This is a genomic window from Bacillus sp. CH30_1T (genome assembly GCF_008364765.1).
In the GTDB taxonomy this organism is placed as follows: Bacteria; Bacillota; Bacilli; order Bacillales; family Bacillaceae_B; genus Rossellomorea.
In genome coordinates this window covers 24,312-50,772 of the sequence record NZ_VTUY01000014.1, presented here as the reverse complement: position 1 = coordinate 50,772, position 26,461 = coordinate 24,312, and the positions used below count along the sequence as shown (strand labels likewise).

Genomic DNA, 26,461 nt, shown 5'->3' with positions numbered 1-26,461 from the left:
ATGATTTAAAAAAAATGAATTCTTTCGTCAACTAACTATTACTTAGAAATCTTAGAACTTCTAAATCTATTATCAGGAGAAACGATGCACATAGTCGTTTCTCCTGTTTTTTTATTGCTCTATGGGTACCACCATAATTTCAATCCTAGGCTTCTCGCTATACCACTTACTAGCTAATAACTCCACCACCTGGCTATCATCCTTCCAAAGGATCTGGTTACAAGCGTCTTTGATCCCTTTCACGTAGTTGTCTACATCAGGTTTCGTCACTGGTCTCAAAACACCACTTTCAGCATCTTCTAACTTCTTTTTGCTAAAGTTCTTTAACGTTGGTTTATAGACCCTAATAAATAACTGAAGTGGTCCTTCAAGCAGTTTCTTCGGTCGATGCTCAGCAGCAACCAACTTTACATATTTCTTAAAGTCCTTAGATTTCTTAGGATCATAAGCCCTGGCTATTCCTCCTTGAGAGCTAAACCTTGGTCTCCCCTGGGCTACAGGAGTTCCATAGACCGTAAACTGAATCATCTTCATTAATCAAAACCACCCATTCTCAGAACTCTCAACATTTCTGTTTCTAAATTTAGCGATGGCTAATTCTTGCCTTAGATCATAATAATTCAGCTCATATATGCTTGTCCCACTCTTCGTATCAGTAACACCTAAGGTAAGGAGTTCATTAATCATCCCTTGTGACTTCGTTTCCTGAGTAATCTTAATAGAATTAAATAATACACCCATTTCATTACCCCCTTTTAAATGCTAAAAGCTCGGCTTCAAGCTTTGCCTTTTCTTTCTCAAAGTCATAGTCGCTAGAGTCGCTGCGTTGATTCTGTGTAGAATTCTGTGTAGAATTCTTATTCTCCTCAAACCAATCTGGTAATCTCTCAGTACGAATGGGCCTGACCTTCCCAGAAGACCTCACAGGTGTCCGCTTAGTCCTCTGTTCTTTAAATTGTTGCTGCTCAGCTCGAGACTGCTCAAGAGTTCTAATCCCCTTCTGAAACCAGTTCTTAAGAATGGCTTCAACGTATCCCCACTTTTTCGTTCCTTGCTCTACAGCAATTTTCATGGCCTCCAGTACTAACTCCTCGCAGAGATCATCACACCAAGACACAATCTTTTGCGGTATATAGCCTCCCAAGATCCCAAACCCCTCTTGCTCGTAAAACTGAAACGGATTGAGCGATGCAGGTGCATCATCTACTACATCTTCTTTTAGTTTCGTTTTGTTTTGTTTATGTTTAGGTATGGTCAACTGTTGGTCATCGGATTGGTATCCATATTGGTATACGGATTGGGTATCGGATTGGTATAGCGATTGGTCAACTGAGTTGACCAATGACTTTACCTTATAGATGGGAGCCTTCCCTTTCTTTCCTTTTTCGTACTCAATCAATTCATTTTCGATAAGCCTTATTCGAGCATTAACCAGCCCTTGTTTAGAAAGGCCCGTTAATTTCTCTACTGTGGAGTTGGGCGCATTGAATCGTTCTTTCCAGCCAGCCATATTGTTTATAGCCATCAGTGTGTGCCATAACGCAATTGCGCTGGTATTAAGATCGTTCAGTAGCAGCCAATCCTTAAAAGCTTTGAGTTCCTTTAGATAATTCAAGTCATCACCTCTATGCTTGTCTTACGTATGAAATAGCTGCTGAAATAGATTCCTTGTCTTCCTGATTCGTTGCGTCTGACAAAGCATTCTCAAGCCATGTGAGTGTATTGTTCTTCGTTACATCGGTTTGATAAGGTCTGAAGACAATACCTCCATGATCCAGAAACATTTCTAATGGCGTGCCACTATTCAAACCCTGTGTTCTTCTAATCTCCTTTGGGATAACCACTCTACCCAATTCATCAATCTTTCTCACGATTCCAGTTGCTTTCATAATTCCTCTTCCTTCCTTTCACAAATTGCTTTCCCCTCTTTAATACCTTTAACATGGTAGTGGGGATATCGCTTCATATAGTCCAATACGAGACTTTTCAGCTCTTCCTTACTCTGAGCCTTCTCCCAAATCCATTTTGGAAGAAGGACTCTGTAAGGTACTTCATGGTTAATCAAACTTCATGTCCATCGTGTTTTGTGCTGATTCTTTTTTGCTTTTCTTTGATTTAGATTCTTTTGCCGGTTCTTCCGTTTGTTCTTCCTGGACCTCATATTCGATTGTGTTGTCATCCTCTTCAGGTGTGATATCTTTCAATTCACGATCCTCATTATCTTCAATAACAGCCTTTTGCATTTCGACTGAAAGAATGCCCCATTTAGATAAGAGACTTTTCAGTACCGTTTTCATGGCCATAGCATCCCAGTCATTCTTCCAACCAAAATCGGATTTACTGAACTTCTTCCGATGCTTTTCTACTTGTTCTCGGGTCCAGTAGACAGTTTTTCTAAATCCATTTAGTAGTTCAAAATAAGCTGCATATCCAATGACGGCTTCTGATTCTCTTTGCTCAAAATCGATATCGATTTCCTCTGTGAGGGGATTCCATTTAATCAATTCCCCTTCATGGATCGGTGTGACGTTTATATACCGGTACTGTCCGGTTCTAAGGGCTAGTTGAATATAACCTTTATATCCAAGTTGAAATTGTGCCTTGCCCCCATATGGGACAATCCAGGCATACCCTAAATTCTTATCAACTGGAAGATCTAAAGTGGCTGCAATCATCGCTGAAGAGATAACTGACATTGGCTCAGCTTTTTGTAGCATCTTTTCATTGTTGTAAAGGCTAAGGATAGAGGCGGTAAACTGTGTTGCTCGTTTACCTAATACTTCTTCAAAGCGCTTAATCACACTAGGACTAGCTAGTAACCCTTTCATAGTGGATCCTTGGGTAGAAGGAGCTTGTCCGTTCTTGTTAGCTAATTGCGTTTTAAGAGATTGATTGGTGGCCATTATTTAGCCTCCTTGATATCAAATCGTCTATAAGCACTCTTTTTTGTTACTTCTTTATATATATTCGGAAACTTCTCTTTTAATAGCTTTGAATCTACTCTATTTGATTCTATTGGCTTCCAGGCTACTTCGTAATTCGAGCAGAAGCCTAATTCTGCTTCTTTTAATTCATGCTGCAGGTCATGCTGAATATGTTTTTTCTGTTTTTCTAATACACTAATGGTCTTCTTTAAATCGAAGTACTCAAGGATACGATCTTTATTGGTACTCTGTAGCTCGATAGACTTTCCTTTTTCAGCTTTTGCGTACTTTTCTTTTAAGTACTTTTCAGCAGCACTCGATCCGTCTAGGGCCGGGGGATTCCCTCCCATTACGTGGTATTCCCAAAAATGCTTTTCAGCCTTGAAAATAATGCTGATCAATTCTTCGTCCCGGTCCACTTCTTTACAGATAAATTTGTTACCGCCAATTAATACCGCGATGTATGCTTTCGGGTATCCAAGCACTCCTAAGTAATGCTGCACTTGTACCAAGTAAGACTCGGGTATCTCTTCGCTCTCCCAGTCTTTTGCAAGAAACTGATTAGCTGTTTTACATTCAAGCAACGCTTCTTCCCCTACAACCTTACGATCAATGTTAGCGATAATGTACTCATGATCAGGGTGTTGAATGATGGCATTTCTTTTTCGTACCTTCTTCCCCATACGCACTTCAAATTCTTTTGCGACCATATCCTCAAAGAGGTTTCCAAAGTAAGCAGCTTCACTGGATGATTCTTCAATAAGTACCTGACCGGTTTTCTCAAGCCATAATTCAAAAGGTGTTTTATATTTATTAAGTCCGAGGATGATGGAAGCATCTGATCCACCAATTCCTTTTCTTCTCATTTCTAACCATTCATTACGATCCATATCATTGGTAGTTGCTAATATCGCTGGCATAAATTTCCCTCCGATTGATTTAGTTTTCAAAGTACTATAGAATAAAAGAAACTTTTTCTAGAGGAATTGACCCCTCTTTCCAACTTGACCTGTGTTCCTCGCACAGGTCTTTACTTTGCTATTGAGAAATGAAACTTACATTTTTCAATCAAGTAATCCTCTAAGTTTTCTTCCAGGATGACTTCCCCATTATCAGGATCGGTTATAATTGAATCTCCAACCAAAATCTCGCTCCCAAAATAATCAATTCCATTATGTTCCGGCTGAGAGACCATATTGGTATAGCCATATCTCTCTAACCTTGTGATATCCGGATGTTCTAACATTTGTTTCACCTCCTTAAATTGGTAATGCATGAAATTTGCTTTCACTTCCATTCACGTTATATAATTCTTTTTGCGCATAAAATAGTGAGATGCAGTAAGCTTTGGTGCCAGCCTTAGCTTGCTGCTTTTTTTGTTTTGTTTCTAAGTAAAAGTGATTTTTCAAATGAGGAAAGCTTTAACCATTCACCTGCTTTAATATTCAAGTCCTTCACCCCTTCCTAGCTTCGATTCATCATGACGTTCACAAATGTTTGAGTAATATGATGTAATTCATCTTGCTTTACTTTTTTCTCTGCCAATCTATCAAGCTCTTTAATCGAATTAAGTAAATCAACGGCTGATAGCATGGCATCTTTATATTTTCCTTCTTCCATTCTTTCCTCGATTGCCTGAATTGAATTCCATGAACCTCTTTGATGTTGCACTACCTTACGTAAATCTTCATTTTTAAATGTTTGAGTGATCACTTTTGTAACCTCCGTGCTTTTAGGGTTAATCTCCATTGTTTGAAAATCTGTATCATGGAAAATTGATATTCTTTTGATATTAGAGCGACAAGGTTGATCATACTGGCTGCAGCATCTAATACTTCAAAGGCAACCTTTTTCATTTCCTCTCTCTCTGTATCGCTTTGAGATTTTACTGGCTTGTACCAACATGCTTTTTCAAGATGTTCCAGAGCTTCTAGTGATTCTTTTTTGACCAGAAGCATCATGGCAGTTGGATGATGTTCAATAAATTCTCCGTTTAGATATGGTATTGATACATCCCCTGCTGACTCGTTCCATCTAACGAAGTAGTATTCTTCATCGTCGATCGCTTCAGCTGTTAGGGCTCTTAAATCTTTAGGGAAACGCTGTCTCCCCGTTTCATACTTGGCAATGCTTTCTCTTGAAATCGGAAGCTTTAACGATAGTTGTTGTTGGGTTATACCTTTGCGCCTTCTCGCACTAGCAAGCTCCTCCCCTTCCATGACTTTCATTAGGGTTGCTCCTTCCTTTACCTATATGTGGATTTCAATGTTCGGGCTTAGTTCATAAAATGAAGTTAACTTGCTTTTTCAGATTTTTGTTTGCGTTCTTCAATGATTCTTGGGACTGAGGTTTTTAAGAAGTAGCGTAGGATTTTTTTGATTGTTTCATCCGATGGTTGATTCATTCAGATCACCTCCTTGAATTTAATTACCGAATTGGTAATTTTATTCTCAAAAAAAAGCTCTTCTATCGGTACATTTAGAACCTTCGCAATAATAGCTATTTCTTCAGCACTTATTTTTCTTTTTCCGTTTTCTTTATAGTAATAAGCATTGTATCCTTCGTAGCCTAGAGCCCTTGACATATCATCAATAGTAAAGTTTTGCTTAATTCTTAGAGTTTTTATCTTTTCAAGATTTAAAAGTTTCCTTTGTACTTTCATTTACTCACCTCCTTATATAATTACCGAATCGGTAACTTTAACTATATAATAAATTACCTTTTTGGTAATGTCAATAAAATAATTACCATTTTGTCAATTTTATTTCTTACCGCTTTGGTAAATGATAATCTAAATATATAAATATAACGGTAAAGGGATGAAGCTAATGTCTTCATTAGGAAGTAATATAAAAAAATTAAGAGAACGAGAAAATATTTCACAAAAAGACTTTGCCCAAAAAATAGGAATTTCCAATGTTGTTCTGTCTCGCTATGAAAAGGATGAAAGAAAACCAGATTACGACATGTTAAAGAAGATTGCTGATTACTTTGAGGTTTCCATCGATTTCTTACTTGGCAGAGAGGAAAAGGGGAATCAAAAAGAAGATACCCTTGAGGAAGTAAACAAACTCGTTAAAGAGTACGGCATAGAACAATTTGGTTTCTTTGATATTGAAAAGTGGAAGGATCTTTCTTCTGAGGATATTGAAGAGATTAAGAAGCATTTTGAATATGTGGTGTTTCAGGCTAAACAGAGAAACAAAGAGGAATAAAATAATCGCACAAAAAAGCTCAGAGAATATTCTCCGAGCTTTTTTGACTTCCATTAAACCACTTTAGCAGAAGATAGTGCTTATAAGTTAACAAGAATAAACAAAAGAATAAAAAGGGATAGTCCCAAACAAATAATTGCTGCTATTTTTGATTGTACAGCAACACGTTTGTCACCTTCATGTAGGTTTTCTATAAAATTTAGAGTATAGAAAAAACATATAATTATTAGCGAAATTGAAATAAAACCTAGCCAACCTAAAGTCATATTACCTCATCCTCCAACTATTCCATTAACTTACCGTTTACTTAATACCAATTATTTCAATAAATTCTTATTTACTCAAGTGTGACCTCACTAACTTGATTAAGATGTGCCGGCTTACAAAAACCCCGAATCAACTGGGGTTCTAGTTAGTGAATAGTCAATATGACATCCATCTCTCCAATATTTAAAATACTCGCAGACAATTTAAGAGCAACCTTATGACCATTGGTTGTGACTTTTCCCTCCACTACCGTTGGTGGGGTAATATCTATCTCAACATTTTCACTATAAATTATCCTACTGATGTTCCCTGAGATCATGTTTCCAAACTCTCCTTGGAAGGACGTGAGCATATCCCCTTCTACAGTGACTCCATACATTTTTTCAGCTATGCTGCTGCTTGTATGCTTCTTTGTCATCAGGTACATGGTTCCTTTTATATCTCCTGTGATACCAATTACAACACCTAATTCTGTCTTGATATCCTTATCTCTGAAGAGAGTTGGTTTTTCCATTTGTACCTCAAATGGAACTACTGACTTAATTGCTGTTGTTGTTGAATTTAGTAGATGCGTTACTAGTTGACTGGACATACCAACACTCCTTAGTTTTTCTTATTTATATATCGGTTGGCTTATCCATGGATTTTACTATTCTCTAAATATTTGTTTTGTCTCAAAGTTCCGGATTTTACTCCCCTACCATACCGTCGTTATCATTATCGCGCATATAGGGATATAACCAATGATCACTCATTATTGGCATACTAAAACCTGCGTCTTTTGCTTCTTTAATCGTCACCTGGCCATTACCGTTTGTATCAACACTTGAAATATCACCGCTTTTTTCTGAACTGGTTGAAGTTGAATCGGAAGGCTCACTTTCTGTTAAACCGAGGGATTCGTTTACTTCATCCGGGTTCACGTTGTCAAAACTATCAATAATCTCTTCACCCATTAAAGTATAGGTATACTGATAACTTGAAGGAATCTGAGTTTCCGTGTCTGGATAGGTGATAATTGCTTCAAAATTTGTCGCTCCACCTGCTTTACGGATTACGTCCTCCATGTAAGCCTGGTCACCATGTCGGTTGAGCGTACTATCTTGCGGGGTAATATTATAAGCATTCGATACCCCTCCGAGAGAATCAGCAATGATATGTCCTTCATCTAAAACGTCACTTTCTACCCCAGGAACCTTTGCCTCATCAGAGTAATATCTACCAGACGATAATACAGGTTCCTTACTATCATCTTGTATAATGATTTCGTCAGCAATGACACGTACTAGTTGCCCGTATTCATTAGTAAATGCCCAATATTCACGGTTCCCATAACCAATGTCAACGACGACGTTAGGTTCACGATATCCAGACAAATCGCCACCATCAACTTCAATAAGTTTGTATCCTGGGAACAGTTCATTCGTTGGTTGGGTTTGTGTTTCCTCTACTACTGGTTCATCATCATTTTCATTTGTACTTACTGTGGTTACTTCTTGTGAATCTGTTTCTCCCTCTGTAGTGGATACATCTTCTACGCTCGTACAACCAACCATAAAGATGGTCGTTAAAAGTATTATTAAATAGTTCTTTTTCTTTTGCATTTTTAGACTCTCCTTTAACAGTTTCATATTGTTCATTTTTATGGTGGAATATGAATTATTTACTTTCATTGTTACAAGAGTGTTTGATTACTATGAAGAAGAGCTAAATTGTTGAAGACCGTTATGCAACTAAAACACCTTTTATTATTCATAACTAAATATAGCATAAAATGACTATCAATCTAAAATTACCCTGTAAAAATGTGGTGAAATTTGGTTAAATAGAAGTACAACTGGTAAAAGAAAGGAATAGAGAAATGTCCATTACTACAGAAGCTAATTTTAAATTATTCGCAGTACATAAAATAGACAATACCAATAACGTTGCATTAAGTGTAAACATAGCAACAAATGATATTGAAGCTTATACTCGAAATCTTTTTTATCAGAGTTTAAATGCAAAGAATATTCGAGGATATAGATACAGAAGTGAAACTACAGAGATAGCAACGATTGTGAATGACTTGATATCAAATATTGACAAGGATAATTTAGATGTTATTTTTGAAAATTATGCTGAAACTATCGCCGGTAGATTACTATATACTCAAGGAAAATATAATGAACGTTATTCTGGATTACCCGAATTAAAAAAAGGAAGCTTAGTAACTATATTGAGTAAACATGAGGATACGGTCGATATATTAATTTCCAAGATTGATCAAGAAAATTTCATTAGTTTAGAGGACTCCTTATTAAAAGCTGGTTTACCAGAAAATAAAGCTACCCAAAAGTCCTGTGCCTTCACATTTAATATTGTGAATGATGAATATCAATTAAAAGAAATTGTAGTAACTGACACCAATCCAAAAATATCAACATTCTGGGCACAAGATTTCCTTGAATTAACGGAAATAAGCGATGACGATAAGAACACTAAAGATTCGTTTAACCAAATAGAGAAGGTGTTATTAAGAAATGTCAATAGTGTTTCTAAAACAGATTACACTGAACTCAGAAATTCATTAGTAGGTTATTATAGAAACAATTTATCTTTTAACTTTGAGAATATGGTTCAACATGTTATTGGAGATTATGAGCCAGAAAGTGAAAAATTGAAAATATCAAAGGTAAAAGACGCTTTAGAAAAACTCAGACAACAAGGTAAATTTGATACAGCTTTTGAAATTAAAAAAGAGGTAATAAAAGCTAGATTTAAACGTTCTTATAAACTTTCAGAGCAAATTGAATTAAGAACTTCTGATTACATCAAAAATTTAAAGAATGTTATAATTGCAAAGGAAAATGGTTTAGGAGAAAAAGTACTAGAAATTAAAGATATAAATGAGGAAGTTTATCAAAAGTTTTTGAGAAAGGAGGAGTAATTTATGAATAGGGTAATTGATTACTTTAAAGAAGAAATAGCAAATAAAGTTGAAATTATTAAGATGGATGACAACTTTCAATCTTTTACCCTATCTCTAAACCTCCTCCTATTAAAAAGAGAATTTGATTTTGATGACATATATTTCATTGAAGAATATATAAACAAAAGGGATTCTATAAGTTTAAATATTACAATTGATGGTGGCGACCCTTTTAATTTACCATTAAACAATGCTGATAAAGTAAATGAAGTGCTTTTATCTATTAATGAGCTAACATTTGACGATGATGAAGTAATTGTTAATGTCAAATATGAGGTTAAAAAAAATAATTATAATAATACAATATCAATTTATGATCTGAACAGCTTTACAAGTTATATTAACAAGCTAAAATTGGAACACCTACTTAATGTAATGAACGAATTTCTTGATCCAAATCATTGTACTAATTTAGAAATCCAAAATTCATTAGACAAACTAGTACTGTTCAAAAGTGATTTATTGCTTGTGGCTACGCAAAATGCTGGTGATGAAATAGAGATTAATGATTACCCAAACAGCTCCTTTAGAATGCAAACAATCAAGAATCGGCTAGCAAACACGAGTCCACAAACATTAGCAAAGTACAAATTTCTTCCCGATGACTTTCATAATGAAATAAGCACAGCTAGCATTCTTGGAGATGTTTTTGCTAAGTTAAAGATTTTGTTATCTATTTCATTCATAGCTAATTCATCTGAAATAACTAATCACGATCATATCTCATTCAATCTCTTCGGTCATAAATTCATAAAATTTGGTGGGGACTTTTCCGAATTAGCAATATCTGATGTGCATTCATTTTTTGATATATATGAATGGATTTATCTAGAGCGCGATCCACATGATAAACTAGAATTGGCCAGAAATATTATTGGTAGATATTTTAAAACAATGAATGGGAATTGGCATTTGGCTGTTGACTGTATAAATGCTATTCAGTCAGCCCATGCAATTTATCTTAAAGAGAATGTTGAGAAATATATAGAAACTAAAAATAAGGTCGCTGAAGTTGTAACTGAGATTTCAGTCAAAAGTAAGGAAGTAAACCAATTTTTTATTTCCAGTTTCAAAAATAATAATCTGACATTATTAACATATTTTATATCTCTGTTTATTTTTAACTCTTTATCTTCAAACCCGGATAGTAAGATCTTTAACACCGAAAAATTCATTATTACTATTGGCTTTTTGTTTATATCTTCTATATATTTAACTATTACCTTGAAACAATATAAGAACGAAATAGATTCTAATGAAGATTACTTCTTTTCAATGAAAAAAATATATGAGGACATTTTTGAGCCTAGGGAATTGAACAATTTATTTAGTCATACTCACTTATTAGACAGCAAAAATTTTATTAGAACTACTGTAAAAAGGTACACCAGACTTTGGATTATTGAGATTATGGTTTTACTTCTTATATCAACAATATTAACTTTTTTTATTAAAATTTAAACAAGTCCCCTTCAAATAAGGGGGCTAGAAATTTATCGAGGTTATTATATGACCTTCACTGTATCATTAGGTTGATTATACTCCCATATCTCTACATCTTTTGGTATAAGATGTTTATATTTATCTACATAGTATTCGGCTAAAGTTAACCCTCTTTTTCCACAATAATCTCTTAAAACAAAGAACACTTTTCGGTAACCTTCAGGAGCTGCCATGAAATAATACATAGCCTCGTTCCAAACTGTTAATTTAGCACTTGGAACGTTTCCCCCACTAGTCCACCTGTGTGACTTACATTCAATTATTACTTTGCTTCCTTCTTGGGTGTTTCCTAAGTCGAATACATGCTGCTTCTTAAAATCCGACACACCACATGGTACACTTACTGCCTTACTAACTGGAATGCCTAAGCCCTGAAAATACTTATATGCAGAATCCTCGAATTCTCTACCCGCATGAGCATTGCTTATTGAATCTACACGTTGGAAATTATTCAACCAAACCACTCCTTCCCACTATTTTTAATAACTAAAAGAATAAACTGAATATAAAAATGAGATTGATAGGTATATAGTTTCATTTTATACTTGTTAAGACAAAAAATCACAAACTTCAAAAGAAATGGAGCAAAACATGAAATTACCAAAATTAGACGAATTAGAAAAAACAATAATTTCACTAAAAGATTTTCAAGAATTAAACTCTTCAACAGAGATTATTATTCTACTAATAATACTTGGAGGCACAGTACTTTCACTTTTTCCCTTATTTAAAAAATCGCATGCTCTTTTAACTATGGATGGATTTGAAAGATTAGTACTAACCAGAAAAGAAAAAAGCTTTGTAGACTTACTAAATAAAGCAAAAGGACCTTTAGTCATGTTAGTAAGTTATTTTAGTTATTCAATATTAGTTATTTTTCTATTAGGATTCTTAGATATTAATAAACAATTTTTAATTATGGCAGTTTTATTAAACCTTTTGATTTGTACACTATCATTTATTCTTCTTACACCATTAATTCTGATTAAAGGGTTGAAGAATCCAAAAATCCTGCAAACATTATTCTTTAGAATTAAAATATTTAAAAGCACAGTTTTTCAGCTTATAATTTATATTAATATCGTAACAACTTTGTTTTTTTATGTAACTTTAATTTATTTTATATTTGTAACTACTATGCCGCAAAGTATAGTTAATTTTTTAGTAACAATCTTTCTACCAGTAGGTCTTTATTTTCTTTACAATTTCGTATTAAAAAAATTTACTGAAGAGTTAACAGTAACTTATTACTTTTCTGTTTTAGATAACCAGTCGATTGAAAAGGACCAATTAATCTTTAAATATAATTTAGATGGAAATAGAGCCGTTCTTGTAAGGGAAAGTGATACAGATTGTTATGTATTGTATAACTTTGATTCAAACTCTTATTACGAATATAGAAAAGTTGTTAAAAATAATGAAGAAAGCCTCAAATAAATAATAAGCTTGGTTAATTTGAAACACCTTTCTAGACAATAGATAGGTGTTTTTTTCTTCCATAGCATACGCATGTTTTGTCATTTTTCGATTGATTTTACGAACGTACGTTTGTGTATCATTCCCGAGGTGAGCAAATTGTACCGATTTGCTTATAGGACTAAACTTGAGGTACTCAATCGTTTTTAGGTATAATATCTGTCCAGGTAATCTCTAAAGCATAAATAACAGGCTCTAGCTTCATGAGAGTAGCATTTGCTTCACCCTTCTCAATCATTGATAAATAATTTACCGTTAGTCCAGATGCACTACTCAATTCCTCTAATGTTTTCCCCTTATTTTTTCTGTAATGTCTTATTTTTTTTCCGACAAATTCTGTGATATTCAATATCTCACAACCTTAATATGAAATTTGATAAAATGATTATATTTTAGACTAAACCTTCATATCCAGACCCCTACACTAAACATTCCATAATTTACTAATGTTTTCCTCTATAGATACGTAATAGAATACAATTTAATAATTCATACTTTTCGGAGGTTTTAAATTGCTTTTCCCTGTAATCGAAGGACCTGTGTCTGACAAAAAACATGCTATTAAAGATTCTAAAATGACCGAGTGTGGTATTCCTTATCCTGATTTTTATGAAGATGATAAACAGGCAATGAAGTCAATTTATTTTAGAGAGGTTAAAGAGATTTCTTGTCAGAAGTGTAAAGAAAACATCGAACCATTTATGGATAATTGAATTTTTTCAGGACTCTACCAATATAAGAAAAACCTCTTCTTTTAAAGAAGAGGCTAATTTCTATGTTACTTCAGGGTTGCTTGCTATGGTCAGCATTAAAAATGGGATAAAGTAAAGTGATAAAGTAGTTCAATACACTCCCATTTCTTCTTTTAATCAGTTCAATGTCTTGAATCACTTGTTGTATTTGAGAACACTTTAACTTTTTTGAGAGCCTTCTAAAAAGTTGAATAGATGTTTCATTCATCGAAAATCTTCTTTTTAACTCGGAATGAAATTCAACACAATAACAATATATTTTGTATTCTTCAGAGCTCATTTTACTATTACACCTTTTCCTTCTAATGTATATTAAACTTTAAATTTGTTACTTATCTCGGCTAAATTTGTACTTGCTTCATTTAATATGGATGCTGACTCATTAATTGAGTTTAGTGCCGTTAATTGCTGCTCAGTTGATGCGCTGACCTCTTCACTAGCCGCTGCTGATTGTTGCGCAGCTGCAGAAATACTTTGAATAGTTCCCACAACATCATCTTTATGACTCGTCATGAATTCAACCTTTTGTGAAATTCCTTGTATAGATGAGACCATATTATCGATCATTAATGAAATTGAATTGAACGCTTTTTCTGTTTCTATAACCACTACATTTTGTTCATCAGCGATTGATCTAGTGGTTTTCATCTCGTTTTTAGCGTGATCAGATTCATTTTGAATATCTTTAATGGTATGTCGTACCTGATCGGTTGCCCTGGCTGATTGCTCTGCTAATTTTCTAACCTCTTCAGCTACTACTGCAAAACCTTTACCGTGTTCTCCTGCTCTCGCAGCCTCAATACTTGCATTAAGTGCAAGCAAATTAGTTTGATCAGAAATTTCATTGATGGAATGAATAACTGTATCGATTTCATTAATTTTCTTTGTTAGGTTTTCAATAACTGATTCAACTGAGTGCAGAACCTCATTTGATCGAGTTGCCTTCTCTTTTAGATTTGTCATCTGTTTCAATCCATTTTCACTTGTCATGGACGCGTTATTTGAAAGTGAAATTAATTGATTTGATGCTTCGTCCACTTCTTCAATTTGAGTAGATAAATCAATGGTTCTTTGGTTCCCCACTTCCGCATCTGAGGCTGCCTGTGTTGCACCATTCGCTACCTCATCCATAGCTCTTGCTATTTCTTCACTTGAAGCAGTAGTTTCCTCTGATATGGCACTTAGGTTCTCAGTCGACTCTTTTACTTGAGTCACTGAGTTTTGTACAGAATGTATTATTTCTCTCATACTAACAACCATAGAATTAAAATTCTTGGTAAGTTGTCCCACTTCGTCCTCTGAAGTTGATTGTACAGACACTGTTAAATCGCCATGAGCTACTTTACTTACTTGTTTGTTTAATTCGATTAGAGGTTTTGTGATATTTCTTGCAACTAGAGTAGTAATTAAAGAGATTATCAAAATGATAGCTATCGTAATAACAAGTAAAGTGTTTCTAAGGTCTGTTGCTTCCGCTAACATATTTTTCTCTATGTATACAGTTCCAACTTTCCAGTTTGTTTCGTCAATTGTGTCGTAAAATAATACTCTTTCTTGTTTGTCAAAAACGTAATCTAATCTTCCACTTTCTTCATTGGAATCATACATTTTTTTAATGAAATCAAGATTCATTAGGTTTTTCCCTTTTTCTGTTGGATGAACCATCGCAACCGCATTCTGATCAAAGAGAAACGCATAACCACTATAATCAACATTAATTGATTTTACTAATTCATTTAGCTGATCGATTTTTATATCGAAGGCAATTACCCCTAAAACCTTGTTTGAATTTTGTTCCTTAACTACTTTTGATAAGGTCACAATAAATTCACCAGAAGATTTATCTTCATAAGGTTCACTCCAAAAGGCTTCATCTAGATTCGCACTAGCTCCCTTAAACCAAGGGGCTTCTAATGGATTAAAATCAGAAGGAAGAGTTGCATGTGGTTCTATTAATATCTTTTTGTTCATACCGGTTACATAGATATTTGTTACTGCTGGATTATTCCTAATAAAGGATGCAAATTCATTTGAAACTCTTGTTTGAAGTAGTTTAGATTCAAAGGAATTTTCTTCTTTCTTATTTACTGAACCCTTTAAATAATCAGCTATAAGAGCTTGATTACTTAAAATATCGATATTTGAATCATATTTTTCAAGAAACATATTAATACCAAAGTCGATTTGTTTCACAATCGATTCTGATTTTTTCTGTACATCGTCTTTTATTTTTACACTTTGTTGGGAGTATAGAAAAACAGCTAATCCAATTAGAATGATGGTAAATACCGATAAAAAAATCAAAATCATCTTCATCCGTAGGCTATTGAATGAAAAAGCAGTTTTGGACCCTTCCCTTTTTCCAAACTTACTTTGCAAACTTTTCAACATAATTGTTCCCCCTTGATTGTTTTTAGAAATTTCCCCTTTTCATACACAAACTTATTACCTTTTTAATTTACATAAAATTACTTTTCGTGAGACTTTCAAATCATTATTTCAAAAATTGATTATAACACCATAATTTAAACATTATGTAAAAAAATGTAGAAAAATAAGAAGTAATTCTTTTCTAAAAACTCAAATTAATCTGATGAACCAAACTATTCTCTAATAAATGGAGTGGATATAATAAAAATTAATTCAGTTGAAAAACAGAACGTATGTTTGTATAATGTTTCCGAGGTGAACAAAATGTACCAGTTAGCATACAGGACCACCGAATTAGAAGATTGGGTTTCAAGATTCTATATGAATCTTGGAATAACAACTCCAAATTCTATAAGTGAGGAAAGAATATCAAGGTTCCTAGGTATTTATGTAAAGAAAAAACCTATACCCAGCAGTTTTCATGTAATCGGAAGATATCAAGACATTGTAATAGACAGTAGAGAACCGTTCGAAAAGCACAGAGAAATTTTCTTTCATGAGTTATGCCATATCTTAAGGCATTCAGGGATACAGTCCATCATGCCCTCTTCTTTTAGAGAACTACAAGAATGGGATGCACATCATTTTACTCAGTATGCAGCTATCCCTTACCACATGATTAAATTTATCCCCTTCAATGATAGAGATGTCATTAAACAAATGTCAGATATGTTCCTGGTCTCTCCAGAGCTTTGTGAAGAACGATTGAAACAAATTATACGTAGGAATTCAATAAAACAGAGCTTATATTAAATTACCAAGTGCTATATTTTTTTGTTCTTAAATTACGAGTACCTTAGTTTTAAAGGAAGTGATTGAATGAAAGCAGCAGTATACGTCCGTGTTAGTACAACTGAACAAGCAGCAGAAGGTTATTCCATCCGAGCCCAGACAGACCGTTTAAAAGCTTACTGTGTCTCCCAAGGATGGGATATATTCGAAATCTATATAGATGACGGTTACAGCGCAAAAGACACGAACAGGCCTAATCTGGAAAGAATGATGAAGCACATAGAGCAAAACTTAATTAATTGTGTCCTAGTTTATCGTCTGGACCGTTTGACTAGATCCGTACGAGACCTATATAACATTTTAGAAACGTTTGATAAATATGATTGCAAATTCAAGTCAGCCACCGAAGTATATGATACAACCACTGCAATGGGTAGAATGTTCATAACGATTGTGGCTGCATTGGCTCAATGGGAAAGAGAAAATACTGGGGAACGCATTCGTATGGGGATGGAACAAAAAGCACGTGAGGGCAATTGGGTAATCAACCAGGCTCCCTATGGATACGAATTAGACAAAGAAAACAAGACGCTTAAAATTAATGAAGAGGAAGCTCTTGCTGTAAAAAGAATCTTTGAATACTACCTTGCAGGGAAGGGAGTAAATAGCATTGCTGTAGAATTAAATCGGTTGCAAATTCGCACAAAAACAAATGCCACATGGAATGATTTTAAGGTAAGATACATCCTTACTAACCCCACCTATATTGGAAACATGAGGTATAACTTTAGAGTGAACAAGGAAAATTACTTTGAAGTAGAAAATACGCATCCTCCGATTATCTCTAAAGAAACTTATGACAGTGTACAAAGAATAAGGGAGAGTAGGTCTGTTAATCATCCAAGAGCAGCTACAAGTAAATTCATCTTTTCAGGAACCGCTAGATGTGCACGATGTGGCAGTCCTCTCGCTGGCAAATATGGATATTCTAAAAGAGGAGAAAACGTGTATAAGCCTAGAGCCTATTATTGTTCTAGTAGTAGGTTGGGTCAATGCGATCAGAGAAATATGTCAGAGCGTTATTTAGAAACACAATTTATCAAGTACTTGGATACAATTGATATTAATCCAGGCATTGTTGAAGACCTTACTCAAATGGATGAAATCGATGAATCTAAAGATAGACTAGATATACTTCATAAAAAACTAAAGGAGATAGATAAACGTAGGAAAAAATGGCAATATGCTTGGGTAAATGAAATGATCAGTGACGAAGATTTTTCTATTAGAATGGAAGAGGAAAAAAATAAAGAAGAAGATGTAAATAAGCAGCTCTCTTCCCTTCAACCTGCAGGAGACAAAAGGAATACTGAAGATCTTTCAGAAATTCTCCTTGATATAAAATCTAATTGGAACCAGCTTGATGCATTGGAGAAAAAAATGTTGCTTCAGATGTTCACCAAAAGTATTGTTGTTGATCGTGTTAGTGATCAGTTGAAACCTGATTGTTTGGAGATTATAGAGGTTGAGTTTTATTAGGTTCAAACGTTAAAACACCTAGAAGTGTCTAGGTGTTTTGTTATTTCCTCCTTCAATTTAAGCCACCCATAATGGAAATGTGCATTATCTATTTAATTGGCTTTGCTCGTTATCCCGGCATAAATTTATTAGGAAAATGCAATAGTCCACTTTCCTAGAGTATATCCTAATGAAAGGCATAAAAAGCCGAAAATAACAAATAGACTATATTTTAAAAATGGGTGTTTCTTTATAATATCTTTCATCTGTATCCTCCTAAGTTACTAATGAATATAAAATAATTTCTCTATTCAACAATACTGCCTATGGAATAAAGACATCTGGAGATTATGAACCTAATCTTCAGTTATTGCGCCAGGCTGTTTAAAAGGAAGTTCTTAATGTAAAACCTTGCTTTTTTGCAAATTCATTGACCATACTTATTATTACATTCTTATTTAGTGAAACTGAATTATGAATTTCCCTTTTGCCTTCAATTTCATATTCATCGAAGATAATAAAGTTTAAATGGTCCATTTTTTTAATAACAAAGCGATTACATTCATATTCCCCACACCTAATATTGAAGGAATATATAAAACCAATGATTCCATCATAAAATTCCTGATCGGTGATTTCGTCCTCTAAGAATGATTGAATTATTTCTTGCATTTTTACTTTCCTTTAGTACTAAATACCTTCTATTCTAGAATAGCTCCCTTTCTGATATAACGGAAGCTTATTTAACATTAAATTTTCGCATGGTTCTTTTAATATGACTGGGTGACCTGTTAAAGCAGCCCTCACCGCTATTTCCGCTGTTTCCCGGTCCCGTATCTCCCCCACCATAATAATATCCGGATCATGCCTCAATATCGCTTTTAAACCAGCGGAATACGTAATTCCCGCTTTTTCATTCACTTGAATTTGCACCATTTCTTCATGCAGCTTCTCTACGGGATCTTCAAGAGTGATCACATTACGGTTCAGGGCAACGGAACAATGGTGGACAAGGGAATACAAAGTTGTCGTTTTCCCACTGCCAGTTGGTCCTGTAAATACAATGAGACCATGAGAATACATAAGTAGAGCGAGTAATTTTTTTGCAGAAGAAGGATACAGGGACATTTTATCGATTGGTAATTGATACTTTTGGGGGAGTATTCGAATGACGAGACTTTCTTTTAAATGTGTGGTTGGTAAGGTAGAAATTCTGAGTGATAGAGGTGTACTTCGAACGGTAAGACTGAAGGAGCCACTTTGAGGTTTTCGTTTTTCTCCAATGTCCATGGAAGCCATGAACTTCAAATGGGCTATTAATCGTTCTGCCTGATCCGAATCAATGGTCTGGAACGGTACTAATACCCCGAGCTTTCTAAACTGAATCAAGTAATCTTTCGTTCTCGGTATTACATGAACATCTGTCGCATCACTGCTGAAAGCTTCTCCAATCATTACTTCCGATAGGGATTCAACTGAGTGAAATATACTTAGGCACCACCTTTCTGTTTTCCTAACTTAAGATATACGACATTAACTTACAAAATCCTTCTTTTTCTTGAAATTTTTTCACACCAAATACTTTTGGGGTAATTGAAATCATTTCTTCCATACTCAAACCCGACCCCAGTCATTCACACTTTCATGCCTAGCCCATATACATAAAAAGAATTAAAATCATAAAATCGAAAGTGGTGACAATATCCCATGAGTAAATACATGGATTACACCTCTCCGGAAGCACAATTTTCTTTTGATGTTAATAAGAGTCCCTTATTTAAAAAAGACAATCAAAATTTAATAAATGTCTTGGGTGTAAATCAATTGAATACATTGGATAACTCTTCCCTGCTTGATATTTATTTAAGTAAGCATAATTTTGTGGAACCACACTATCATCAGAACGCAGCTGAACTGGTCTATTGCATTTCTGGTGGAGCTACCGTTTCCATGCTCAATCCCTATACGAAACAAATTTTAAATTTCCCCATTTCTCCGGGACAGGTGGCCAATGTCCCACAAGGGTGGTGGCATTATGAGGAAGCAACCCAAGATCAAACTCACCTATTGGCCATTTTTAATGCCCCTACCCCGGAAGTGATATTAGGTTCGGATATCTTAAAGTTCACCCCTTCAAGTGTCATGGCGTACAATTATTGCATGGATGAAAGCGCTTGGATCAAAACAACAGAAAAGGTGAAACCAAGTACTTACATTGGTCCGGCTTGCTTAGCACCTCAAGGGCATTCATCTAAACGACAGTCCCAATTCGCCCATTCCCCATATCACTATCAATATCAGCCAAACCCTTATTTTTATCGTCAGTGCATTCCAAAAACCTTTTAGAAAGTGGGAAGGAACTTTTTATAAAAACTAATGAATAGAATCTCCAAATACAACCATAATATATTTTGTAAAGACGATCCAATGGGCTATAGCCAAGCGGTAAGGCATCGCACTTTGACTGCGACATGCGTTGGTTCGAATCCAGCTAGCCCAGTATTAAAAGCGGAGGCGGCTTGATCATCCCCGACAAGCATAAGGCGAAGCTGCTGAAAAGGCGGCTTTTTGCCTTTTTGGCAGGTTTGACTTATGACCTCGAGGGGCTAGCCGCAGGAGCTGGACAATCTAAAGGCGGTGGCGGCTTGATCAGCCTTACAATCACATTGAAAACGGCAGGCACTTTGTGAAAAGTGCCTGCCGTTTTCAATCCAACCTATTTTTAATTATTACATTCAGCTGCTTTTCTTCAACGATTGGTTCTTGTTCGCAAGGCTTTGTAATCCCTCTGGATTGTATCCGACCACCAGCTTTTTACCGTCTGTTAACAAGGGTCTGCGTAGTAGTTTTGGCTCTTCAATAATTAATTTAATCACTTCTGATAGAGGTAAATCGTTCACATCTTTACCTAATTCTTTGAAGGTTTGGCTTCTTGTAGCCAATATTTCATCGAGTCCATCGGTGGTAAGGGAAAGTAGCGCCATTAGCTCTCTATGGGTAGGTGTCTCTCTGAATAGATGTCTTTCATCAAATTCAACGGAATGAGCAGTCAACCATTTTTTAGCTTTTCGGCAAGAGGTACAACTTGGATAAGTAAAAAATGTCAGGTTATTCACTTTCATGACCTCCTTAAATATAAGCTTGCATGTTTATGATTTATTAAACATATTGTACATTTATTGTATAACTTTTGTATAGTAATATCCCTTGGAAATTTGTGAAATTTTTATAAACACTGAATGAATAATAGGCTTTCCATTCCTATCCATACTTTTTTAGTTGGGGTAACTCAAGCTGAAAAGTCGCCTCTATTATCAGAAATTGCCAAATTGATCGGCTTTACTTTAGTGGAGTCAATTAGTGATACAGATCCTATCAAGTTCCACTATGATCATTGCCCTTTTAATGAATATGCTCAGTTGGACCCTTGTTCATATGCGGTTTACACAACGCATTATTAAAAGGAATGTTTGAAACTCTATACTATGTGGAAGAATTTAAACAAGAAGAAAATATGATAAATGACTGTTCCACGTGTAGATATCACGTAATCGTCACAAACTAAAAGCAAACGGATATTTACTTTTATGGTAGTATTCATTTATAATATTGAATGATGGACTTAGGGTGCAAAGGAGGGTTACATATGGATCGTATGTTTAGGGTTCTTGGATTTTGGACTGGTATTTTTGCTGTAATGTTCTATCTTGGTGATATGACCACGACATCATTAATCTTTTTAGGCCAAACAGGATTCTTCATTATGCTTAGCTATTTAAAACTGTCCGAACGTATGTATATTTACATTTTCGGTGCTTACTTAACAGTGTTCTTTGCTGGATTTACTTATTGGACGACCTTTATGATGACTCCGGGTGCAGGAGGACACTAAAAAAATTCCCTTTAGCTTATGGCTAAAGGGAATTTTTTTGTGAATGTTAAAATCCATTTAAAAATGGATTTGAATCCATCTCACCTTCAATCGATGTTTCCGGACCGTGACCAGGTAGTACCGTCGTAGTCTCAGGCAACGTTAACAACTTTTCATGAATGCTTGCCAGGAGCTCTTTATGATTTCCTCCAGGTAAGTCGGATCGCCCAATACTGCCCATAAATAACGTATCTCCTGCTAATACGATGCCACTTTCTTGTACATAATAAGAAATACTACCAGGTGAATGACCAGGTGTTTCAAATAACTGTAGCTGAAAATCACTAATGGTCAGGTGTTTTTCATTTGTTAATATGTAATCAGCAGGCTTGAGCCGGATAAGGTCACCCATCATGAACAATTGAGATCCGTTTAAAGCAGGATCCAGTAGCCACTTAGCTTCTCGCTCGTGAACATATACCGGAATGCTATAGTTATCACGTACTTGATCAACTGCTCCAATATGATCAAAATGAGCATGAGTAAGGAGAATGGCTAACGGAGTTAACGAATGATTCTCTAACCACTGAATCAGCTTCTCCCCTTCTCCACCCGGATCCACGACCAGGCATTCATTTTTTGTGTTCCATAGAATATAGCAGTTAGTTTGTAAGGGACCTAACGGAATTTGTTTCCACTGCAACGTATCCACCTCCAAATGTGATACTATTATTGTAGCAGAACTTATCGCATCATTAAAACATGGTGGAAAGCGGCCATAGAAGTTTCAAATTTTTGACCTCGACAAACAGAGGAAAAAAATATAAAATGTTAATGAGTGCATTTATGTACATATGGTTATCAGGTAGTAAAACGCATTTTAATGAAAGGGGTCATATAAATGGGTCTTGTAATTATTACAGCATTGGTTACATTATTAGCTTTGTTTGCGGTAGTAAGCACTTTCAAAAACAAGAACGCTATGGGAATTCTATTCTCCCTGGCAACATTAGGTGTTTTTGGTTGGTTTACAATTATGACTGTCCTTCACTCTGGTTACCCAGGTGGGCATTAATTAAACAAATGAATCATCATAAAAAAGCCTTCCGTTTCACAACGGAAGGCTTTTTTATTTTCGATTAGGGTACTTTAAAGTTATGTAGGTACTAAAAAGTACCCTATAGACCTTTACAATGGGTACGTTATAATAGAAATATGTTTAAGCCGATCAGGATAATAGCCAGTGTAGAAGTCTATCCTATATGGAAAGATATCGTCAGGGAACGGAGGTTTACTAATGAAAAAATATAATATACCTGTGGAGGCTTCCTTAGAAGTCATCGGGGGTAAGTGGAAAGTTGTTATTCTCTGTCATTTGATTAAAAGCAAGCGAAGAACTAGCGAATTGAAGAAACTAATGCCTGGAATCACTCAAAAAATGCTGACGCAACAGCTAAGAGAGCTCGAATCAGATGGAGTCATCAATAGAATTATTTACAATCAAGTTCCCCCAAAAGTAGAATACGAATTAACTGAGTATGGATGGTCGTTAAAAGGACCTTTAGATATGCTATGTGAATGGGGAGAGCAGCATATTGAGAAAACCTATCCTGACAAAAGCGAAGTGTTGGTGGATAGTGAGGAAGCATAGTTCAGGAAGCCAATGGGGTGAGTAACTTTATGATGCTCACCCCTTGTTAGTTGCTTATTGTTCGAGTTGACGCTGTACAGAAGATAGTTTTCCTTCCATCGTCGTCTTCTTATCACGGCGATCATCAATTCGAATATTGGTTGCTACCCGTTTGATTCCCTGTTGGAAAGGCGATTCATGAATGTCTTGTATGACCTGAAACAAAACAGGAAGATCCCCCTCGATGATGGTATTCATCGGAGTTAATTGAAAACGGATTTTCCCTTTTTCCTCATACTCTTTAAGTATTCTATGTAAGTCCGCTACATAGGAACTTACACTTGGTGATTCCGTCCCGATTGGAATGACTGTAACATCAACGATTGCCATTATAGATCTGCTCCTTCTTCTTTCAGTAGTTGAATGATGGTTGAGTTTGTCAAATCGATTACTTTCTCAAGTTGATTTCCATATAAACAATAATCCCCATTAGGTGAACACTGAATAGGTTCTAATGGAAGATCCTCAAAAAGAACATTGTCTTTTCCAGAAACCGTATCCCATCTTTCTAATGAGAATGTACCAGAGTAAGTATCAAAGGAACCTGGTTCATTTGCCACGAAAGTAATCAACTGACCCTTCCCTTCTATCATATCATAATGAGGAATTAACCAATCAGAATAACGACTCAACAGATCTACTGTAAATTCTGACTGAATCTCACCATTTGAAGTAATGAATTGATACGTAAACGGACCTTCTTCTTCACGAGAAAAGACAGCTAAGAGGGAATCGTTAAATTGATTGAAGTGGACGCTTGAATCCACAATCATTTCCTTCGCACCACCCTGAATATTCTGGGATATGAGTGGAGCCGCAACACTGATTTCTTCCGTATTCCAATCTTGAAAAAGAATGGAAGATTTCGATTGCCACTGCACAAATGGCTGCTCTACTTCAATAGGATCCATTGTTCCTTCTTCTATATCAATATGAAAGACTTGATAGCTCCAATCTTCGCTGAAGCTGGTCATGAGCAAAGCATTGTCATTAAACTTGTTCCAAGAATGAGTCAGTTCGTAGGATGGGATGTCTTCTTGAAATAGCACCTCTCCTGCTCTGTCTATAATCGTCACCCGGGCTGAATACGATGCTGGTGCAGAATGGATGAGTATTTTTTTCTTATCGGGTGAAATGCTTGCACTTACAAAAGACGAAGGGATACCATAGATTTTCTTATGGCTTCCATCAGAGAGATTATATATGTATAAAGAAGGTATGCCATCATCATTTTGTACGGATAGAATCTCTGAATCTGAAAGCCAGCCTATGTTTTCTACAAAACTGTCTTGAGCAAGAATGCCTGAAATGACTTCCTTGTTTTCAGTCTTCTCTTTCTCGGGGGGAGAAGTTTGAGTTTGTTCAGATTGACAAGCTGATAGCCACAGTATACATAATAGAAAAAACAGCAAAACACTTATCTTTTTCTTATTCAAAATCCTTCTCCCTCCCTCAATTCATTCCATAATAATTAGTACGTTTCAAAGCAGAAAATGTTTCAAAATTATTAAAAAAACATTACAAAAATTCAAAAAAGTGATGACCAAATGTTCACTCACACACACCATTTGGGTCACCACGATCGGTTATTCTTTAAATAGGATGATGATTTATTTTACTCCTGATTTTCACTTTCTACAATAGTTATTTATGGAACCTGTCAAAAGATTTTTCGAGTCATTTTTTGTGATAAGTCGAAATTCATACAGTCTTGTCGGGGCTGAGCAAGCCGCCTCCGCTTTTGTTTCATCCAGCTCCGGCGGCTAGCCCCTCGAGGTCATAAGTCAAACCTGCCAAAAAGGCAAAGGACGCCTCTTCGCCAGGTTCGTCTTATGCTTGTCGGGGCTGATCAAGCCGCCTCCGCTTTTGTTAGTACCAGCGATAGATGGATACGAGGAATATACCGAGCATGTCTTGGTAGATTTCGTTGAATTGAGAGAGAGGCAGGGGATTAATTCCTTTTCCTAACTCTATGGTAAACCCCGCTTTCTTGAAATCTTTAATGAACCAATCCTTGTAACCCGCATAGCTATCTATATATCTGACTGATTCATACCCGCTTACTCTGTTAAAATCTTCTGCCAACTTTGAAGCTTCCGGCGGCTCTAAGCCCTCGTAGCCCCAGTAGAATTCCTTCCCTTGAGTGTGGAGGGCAAGCAGCCGGTCGAACTTTTCCTGTCGGGCCAGTTTTGCCATAGCGACTGTTTCAGGTTCTGAAAGAGGCTTATATCCTGGGAAATCTCTCGGAGCTGGTGCTTTTTCTTCCTTTCTTTCTTTTTCCAGCTCCCATTTGGCAGGGAATTGGTTATTCAGGTCTACTCCTCTTATATTTGCTTTCCAACCTGTAAAGTCGGAACTTCCCCGATTGATTTCGATTAATTCTTTTCGTTTGTCCTTCGGTGGACCATTCAAGACGAGATCTACTCCATCCGGATTAACCATAGGTACAAACGATATCGTCACCACTTCATATAAAGGGAGGGTTTGAATTCCTCTCATGAGACTTCCATTCGTTAACGATAATAAATAGTCATTAATGAACGTCATTAAGATGGAAGTGGTTATCCATTCATTTGCATGAAAAGATGCATCTATATGAACCTTTTTCTTTCCAGTTCCAACTCTCATTTCAATGAGATCTTTTCCAAGGACACTTTCGCCGACCAAGTTTAATTTGATAAACGGATAGACCTCTTTTAATTTTTTCACATCTTCTTCGAATGTTTCTGAGCAATAGGCTTGTTTCCCATTGATTATCGGATAAACCACTCTTGATGGCAGAAAAATGTTTGACCCTATTTGTAAACGGTTAGGATTAACTCCTTCGTTCAGTAGAATTAAGGCGTCTACTCCAATATTCCTCTGCTCCGCAAGCGTCCAAAAGGAATCTCCACTTTTAATTGTATGGCTTTCTTTTCTGAATCCAGGGAGTTCTATCTCTGTACCTATCTTCAATCCATTCGGATCAACAGAAGGGTTCGAATCAATGATTAATTGGATTGGAATATAAAACAACTGGCTATAGTACCAAAGAGAATCGCCACTACGAACTTTCACTTTCATGAAGGAACCTCCCTCTACATACGTCCTTACTTACATGTATGAATGGTTC

The 26,461-nt window shown here is 35.7% G+C and carries 33 protein-coding genes, 1 tRNA gene and 2 pseudogenes; 12 read left to right on the top strand and 24 right to left on the bottom strand.

Annotated elements, in window-relative coordinates; translation table 11 throughout:
- Window positions 1-111: 111 nt before the first annotated feature.
- The 11 genes from F0342_RS21615 to F0342_RS21565 all read right to left on the bottom strand — a co-directional run bounded on the left by F0342_RS21615 (window position 112) and on the right by F0342_RS21565 (window position 5,586).
- Window positions 112-528: a RusA family crossover junction endodeoxyribonuclease gene (locus F0342_RS21615; RefSeq protein ID WP_149157933.1), complete on the bottom strand. Its 417-nt coding sequence runs from the start codon at window positions 526-528 to the stop codon at window positions 112-114.
- Window positions 529-537: 9 nt separating this feature from the next.
- A complete protein-coding gene (locus F0342_RS21610; RefSeq protein WP_149157892.1) occupies window positions 538-741 on the bottom strand; it encodes a hypothetical protein in 204 nt (67 codons plus the stop codon).
- A 4-nt stretch (window positions 742-745) separates the two neighbouring features.
- Complete coding sequence (locus F0342_RS21605) at window positions 746-1,615, bottom strand: DnaD domain-containing protein (protein WP_149157891.1); 870 nt, start codon at window positions 1,613-1,615, stop codon at window positions 746-748.
- Between the two features lie 10 nt (window positions 1,616-1,625).
- Window positions 1,626-1,889: an AbrB/MazE/SpoVT family DNA-binding domain-containing protein gene (locus F0342_RS21600; RefSeq protein ID WP_149157890.1), complete on the bottom strand. Its 264-nt coding sequence runs from the start codon at window positions 1,887-1,889 to the stop codon at window positions 1,626-1,628.
- Complete coding sequence (locus tag F0342_RS21595) at window positions 1,886-2,065, bottom strand: hypothetical protein (protein WP_149157889.1); 180 nt, start codon at window positions 2,063-2,065, stop codon at window positions 1,886-1,888. The genes F0342_RS21600 and F0342_RS21595 overlap by 4 nt, the downstream gene beginning before the upstream one ends.
- Window positions 2,058-2,903: a recombinase RecT gene (locus F0342_RS21590; protein WP_149157888.1), complete on the bottom strand. Its 846-nt coding sequence runs from the start codon at window positions 2,901-2,903 to the stop codon at window positions 2,058-2,060. Before F0342_RS21590 ends, F0342_RS21595 begins: the two co-directional genes overlap by 8 nt.
- Window positions 2,903-3,844, bottom strand: a complete 942-nt coding sequence (locus F0342_RS21585) for a YqaJ viral recombinase family nuclease (RefSeq protein ID WP_149157887.1) — start codon at window positions 3,842-3,844, stop codon at window positions 2,903-2,905. The genes F0342_RS21590 and F0342_RS21585 overlap by 1 nt, the downstream gene beginning before the upstream one ends.
- A 110-nt stretch (window positions 3,845-3,954) precedes the next feature.
- Complete coding sequence (locus F0342_RS21580; protein ID WP_149157886.1) at window positions 3,955-4,170, bottom strand: YqaI family protein; 216 nt, start codon at window positions 4,168-4,170, stop codon at window positions 3,955-3,957.
- Window positions 4,171-4,388: 218 nt separating this feature from the next.
- Window positions 4,389-4,637 carry a hypothetical protein gene (locus F0342_RS21575; protein ID WP_149157885.1) on the bottom strand — a complete coding sequence of 83 codons (249 nt, stop codon included), beginning with the start codon at window positions 4,635-4,637 and terminating at the stop codon, window positions 4,389-4,391.
- Window positions 4,634-5,152, bottom strand: coding sequence for a helix-turn-helix transcriptional regulator (locus F0342_RS21570; RefSeq protein WP_149157884.1), 519 nt, complete (start codon window positions 5,150-5,152; stop codon window positions 4,634-4,636). Before F0342_RS21570 ends, F0342_RS21575 begins: the two co-directional genes overlap by 4 nt.
- Before the next feature lie 176 nt (window positions 5,153-5,328).
- Window positions 5,329-5,586: a helix-turn-helix domain-containing protein gene (locus F0342_RS21565; RefSeq protein ID WP_149157883.1), complete on the bottom strand. Its 258-nt coding sequence runs from the start codon at window positions 5,584-5,586 to the stop codon at window positions 5,329-5,331.
- A gap of 166 nt (window positions 5,587-5,752) precedes the next feature.
- Between F0342_RS21565 and F0342_RS21560 the strand changes: the two genes are divergently transcribed.
- Window positions 5,753-6,139 (top strand): helix-turn-helix domain-containing protein, encoded by a 387-nt coding sequence (locus F0342_RS21560; protein WP_149157882.1) that lies wholly within the window; start codon window positions 5,753-5,755, stop codon window positions 6,137-6,139.
- A gap of 412 nt (window positions 6,140-6,551) precedes the next feature.
- Here the strand turns inward: F0342_RS21560 and F0342_RS21555 are convergent, their stop codons facing one another.
- Together F0342_RS21555 and F0342_RS21550 are read right to left on the bottom strand one after the other, a co-directional pair.
- Complete coding sequence (locus tag F0342_RS21555; protein WP_149157881.1) at window positions 6,552-6,998, bottom strand: chemotaxis protein CheX; 447 nt, start codon at window positions 6,996-6,998, stop codon at window positions 6,552-6,554.
- Window positions 6,999-7,095: 97 nt separating this feature from the next.
- Window positions 7,096-8,010: a DNA/RNA non-specific endonuclease gene (locus tag F0342_RS21550; RefSeq protein ID WP_149157880.1), complete on the bottom strand. Its 915-nt coding sequence runs from the start codon at window positions 8,008-8,010 to the stop codon at window positions 7,096-7,098.
- A 257-nt stretch (window positions 8,011-8,267) separates the two neighbouring features.
- Here F0342_RS21550 and F0342_RS21545 point away from each other — a divergent pair, with 257 nt between their 5' ends.
- On the top strand, window positions 8,268-9,335 hold the full coding sequence (locus tag F0342_RS21545) for a hypothetical protein (RefSeq protein ID WP_149157879.1): 1,068 nt from the start codon (window positions 8,268-8,270) through the stop codon (window positions 9,333-9,335).
- A gap of 3 nt (window positions 9,336-9,338) precedes the next feature.
- On the top strand, window positions 9,339-10,838 hold the full coding sequence (locus F0342_RS21540; protein WP_149157878.1) for a hypothetical protein: 1,500 nt from the start codon (window positions 9,339-9,341) through the stop codon (window positions 10,836-10,838).
- Window positions 10,839-10,882: 44 nt separating this feature from the next.
- On the opposite strand, the gene F0342_RS21535 is transcribed toward F0342_RS21540, so the two are convergent.
- Window positions 10,883-11,335: a hypothetical protein gene (locus F0342_RS21535; RefSeq protein ID WP_223145740.1), complete on the bottom strand. Its 453-nt coding sequence runs from the start codon at window positions 11,333-11,335 to the stop codon at window positions 10,883-10,885.
- Window positions 11,336-11,471: 136 nt separating this feature from the next.
- Here F0342_RS21535 and F0342_RS21530 point away from each other — a divergent pair, with 136 nt between their 5' ends.
- Window positions 11,472-12,317, top strand: coding sequence for a hypothetical protein (locus F0342_RS21530; protein WP_149157876.1), 846 nt, complete (start codon window positions 11,472-11,474; stop codon window positions 12,315-12,317).
- Window positions 12,318-12,492: 175 nt separating this feature from the next.
- Here F0342_RS21530 and F0342_RS21525 read toward each other — a convergent pair whose 3' ends face one another.
- Window positions 12,493-12,705: a helix-turn-helix domain-containing protein gene (locus F0342_RS21525; RefSeq protein ID WP_188048652.1), complete on the bottom strand. Its 213-nt coding sequence runs from the start codon at window positions 12,703-12,705 to the stop codon at window positions 12,493-12,495.
- A 163-nt stretch (window positions 12,706-12,868) separates the two neighbouring features.
- On the opposite strand from F0342_RS21525, the gene F0342_RS21520 reads away from it, so the two are divergent.
- The gene (locus F0342_RS21520) at window positions 12,869-13,069 is read left to right on the top strand and encodes a hypothetical protein (protein ID WP_149157874.1); all 201 of its coding nucleotides are present in this window, start codon (window positions 12,869-12,871) and stop codon (window positions 13,067-13,069) included.
- Between the two features lie 351 nt (window positions 13,070-13,420).
- Here F0342_RS21520 and F0342_RS25770 read toward each other — a convergent pair whose 3' ends face one another.
- Window positions 13,421-14,239: a methyl-accepting chemotaxis protein gene (locus tag F0342_RS25770; RefSeq protein ID WP_395940715.1), complete on the bottom strand. Its 819-nt coding sequence runs from the start codon at window positions 14,237-14,239 to the stop codon at window positions 13,421-13,423.
- 123 nt (window positions 14,240-14,362) lie between these two features.
- Window positions 14,363-15,418, bottom strand: a pseudogene (locus F0342_RS25765) (HAMP domain-containing protein); the annotation flags it as partial.
- Window positions 15,419-15,730: 312 nt separating this feature from the next.
- On the opposite strand from F0342_RS25765, the gene F0342_RS21510 reads away from it, so the two are divergent.
- On the top strand, window positions 15,731-16,291 hold the full coding sequence (locus F0342_RS21510) for an ImmA/IrrE family metallo-endopeptidase (RefSeq protein WP_262481847.1): 561 nt from the start codon (window positions 15,731-15,733) through the stop codon (window positions 16,289-16,291).
- A 66-nt stretch (window positions 16,292-16,357) separates the two neighbouring features.
- On the top strand, window positions 16,358-17,809 hold the full coding sequence (locus tag F0342_RS21505) for a recombinase family protein (protein ID WP_149157872.1): 1,452 nt from the start codon (window positions 16,358-16,360) through the stop codon (window positions 17,807-17,809).
- Window positions 17,810-18,172: 363 nt separating this feature from the next.
- On the opposite strand, the gene F0342_RS21500 is transcribed toward F0342_RS21505, so the two are convergent.
- Together F0342_RS21500 and F0342_RS21495 are read right to left on the bottom strand one after the other, a co-directional pair.
- Complete coding sequence (locus F0342_RS21500) at window positions 18,173-18,460, bottom strand: hypothetical protein (protein WP_149157871.1); 288 nt, start codon at window positions 18,458-18,460, stop codon at window positions 18,173-18,175.
- Window positions 18,461-18,562: 102 nt separating this feature from the next.
- Window positions 18,563-19,276: pseudogene (locus tag F0342_RS21495) on the bottom strand (ATPase, T2SS/T4P/T4SS family); the annotation flags it as partial.
- A 219-nt stretch (window positions 19,277-19,495) separates the two neighbouring features.
- Between F0342_RS21495 and F0342_RS21490 the strand changes: the two are divergent.
- Both F0342_RS21490 and F0342_RS21485 read left to right on the top strand, forming a co-directional pair.
- Entirely contained in the window at window positions 19,496-20,134 is a 639-nt protein-coding gene (locus tag F0342_RS21490; protein ID WP_149157869.1) for a cupin domain-containing protein, read from the top strand.
- A gap of 82 nt (window positions 20,135-20,216) precedes the next feature.
- Window positions 20,217-20,288, top strand: a tRNA-Gln gene (locus F0342_RS21485).
- A gap of 235 nt (window positions 20,289-20,523) precedes the next feature.
- Here the strand turns inward: F0342_RS21485 and F0342_RS21480 are convergent.
- Window positions 20,524-20,910: a Spx/MgsR family RNA polymerase-binding regulatory protein gene (locus F0342_RS21480; RefSeq protein WP_188048651.1), complete on the bottom strand. Its 387-nt coding sequence runs from the start codon at window positions 20,908-20,910 to the stop codon at window positions 20,524-20,526.
- Window positions 20,911-21,434: 524 nt separating this feature from the next.
- Between F0342_RS21480 and F0342_RS21470 the strand changes: the two genes are divergently transcribed.
- Window positions 21,435-21,680, top strand: a complete 246-nt coding sequence (locus F0342_RS21470; RefSeq protein WP_113970494.1) for a DUF2626 domain-containing protein — start codon at window positions 21,435-21,437, stop codon at window positions 21,678-21,680.
- 46 nt (window positions 21,681-21,726) lie between these two features.
- Here F0342_RS21470 and F0342_RS21465 read toward each other — a convergent pair whose 3' ends face one another.
- Window positions 21,727-22,362: an MBL fold metallo-hydrolase gene (locus F0342_RS21465; protein WP_149157866.1), complete on the bottom strand. Its 636-nt coding sequence runs from the start codon at window positions 22,360-22,362 to the stop codon at window positions 21,727-21,729.
- A 198-nt stretch (window positions 22,363-22,560) separates the two neighbouring features.
- On the opposite strand from F0342_RS21465, the gene F0342_RS21460 reads away from it, so the two are divergent.
- Entirely contained in the window at window positions 22,561-22,734 is a 174-nt protein-coding gene (locus tag F0342_RS21460) for a DUF2759 domain-containing protein (RefSeq protein WP_148969664.1), read from the top strand.
- 222 nt (window positions 22,735-22,956) lie between these two features.
- Window positions 22,957-23,310, top strand: a complete 354-nt coding sequence (locus tag F0342_RS21455) for a winged helix-turn-helix transcriptional regulator (RefSeq protein ID WP_149157865.1) — start codon at window positions 22,957-22,959, stop codon at window positions 23,308-23,310.
- A gap of 54 nt (window positions 23,311-23,364) precedes the next feature.
- On the opposite strand, the gene F0342_RS21450 is transcribed toward F0342_RS21455, so the two are convergent.
- The 3 genes from F0342_RS21450 to F0342_RS21440 form a co-directional block, all read right to left on the bottom strand.
- Window positions 23,365-23,679: an MTH1187 family thiamine-binding protein gene (locus tag F0342_RS21450; protein ID WP_149157864.1), complete on the bottom strand. Its 315-nt coding sequence runs from the start codon at window positions 23,677-23,679 to the stop codon at window positions 23,365-23,367.
- Window positions 23,679-24,785 carry a YqgU-like beta propeller domain-containing protein gene (locus F0342_RS21445; RefSeq protein WP_149157863.1) on the bottom strand — a complete coding sequence of 369 codons (1,107 nt, stop codon included), beginning with the start codon at window positions 24,783-24,785 and terminating at the stop codon, window positions 23,679-23,681. Before F0342_RS21445 ends, F0342_RS21450 begins: the two co-directional genes overlap by 1 nt.
- 433 nt (window positions 24,786-25,218) lie before the next feature.
- Window positions 25,219-26,412, bottom strand: a complete 1,194-nt coding sequence (locus tag F0342_RS21440) for a M14 family metallopeptidase (RefSeq protein WP_149157862.1) — start codon at window positions 26,410-26,412, stop codon at window positions 25,219-25,221.
- Window positions 26,413-26,461: the final 49 nt, after the last annotated feature.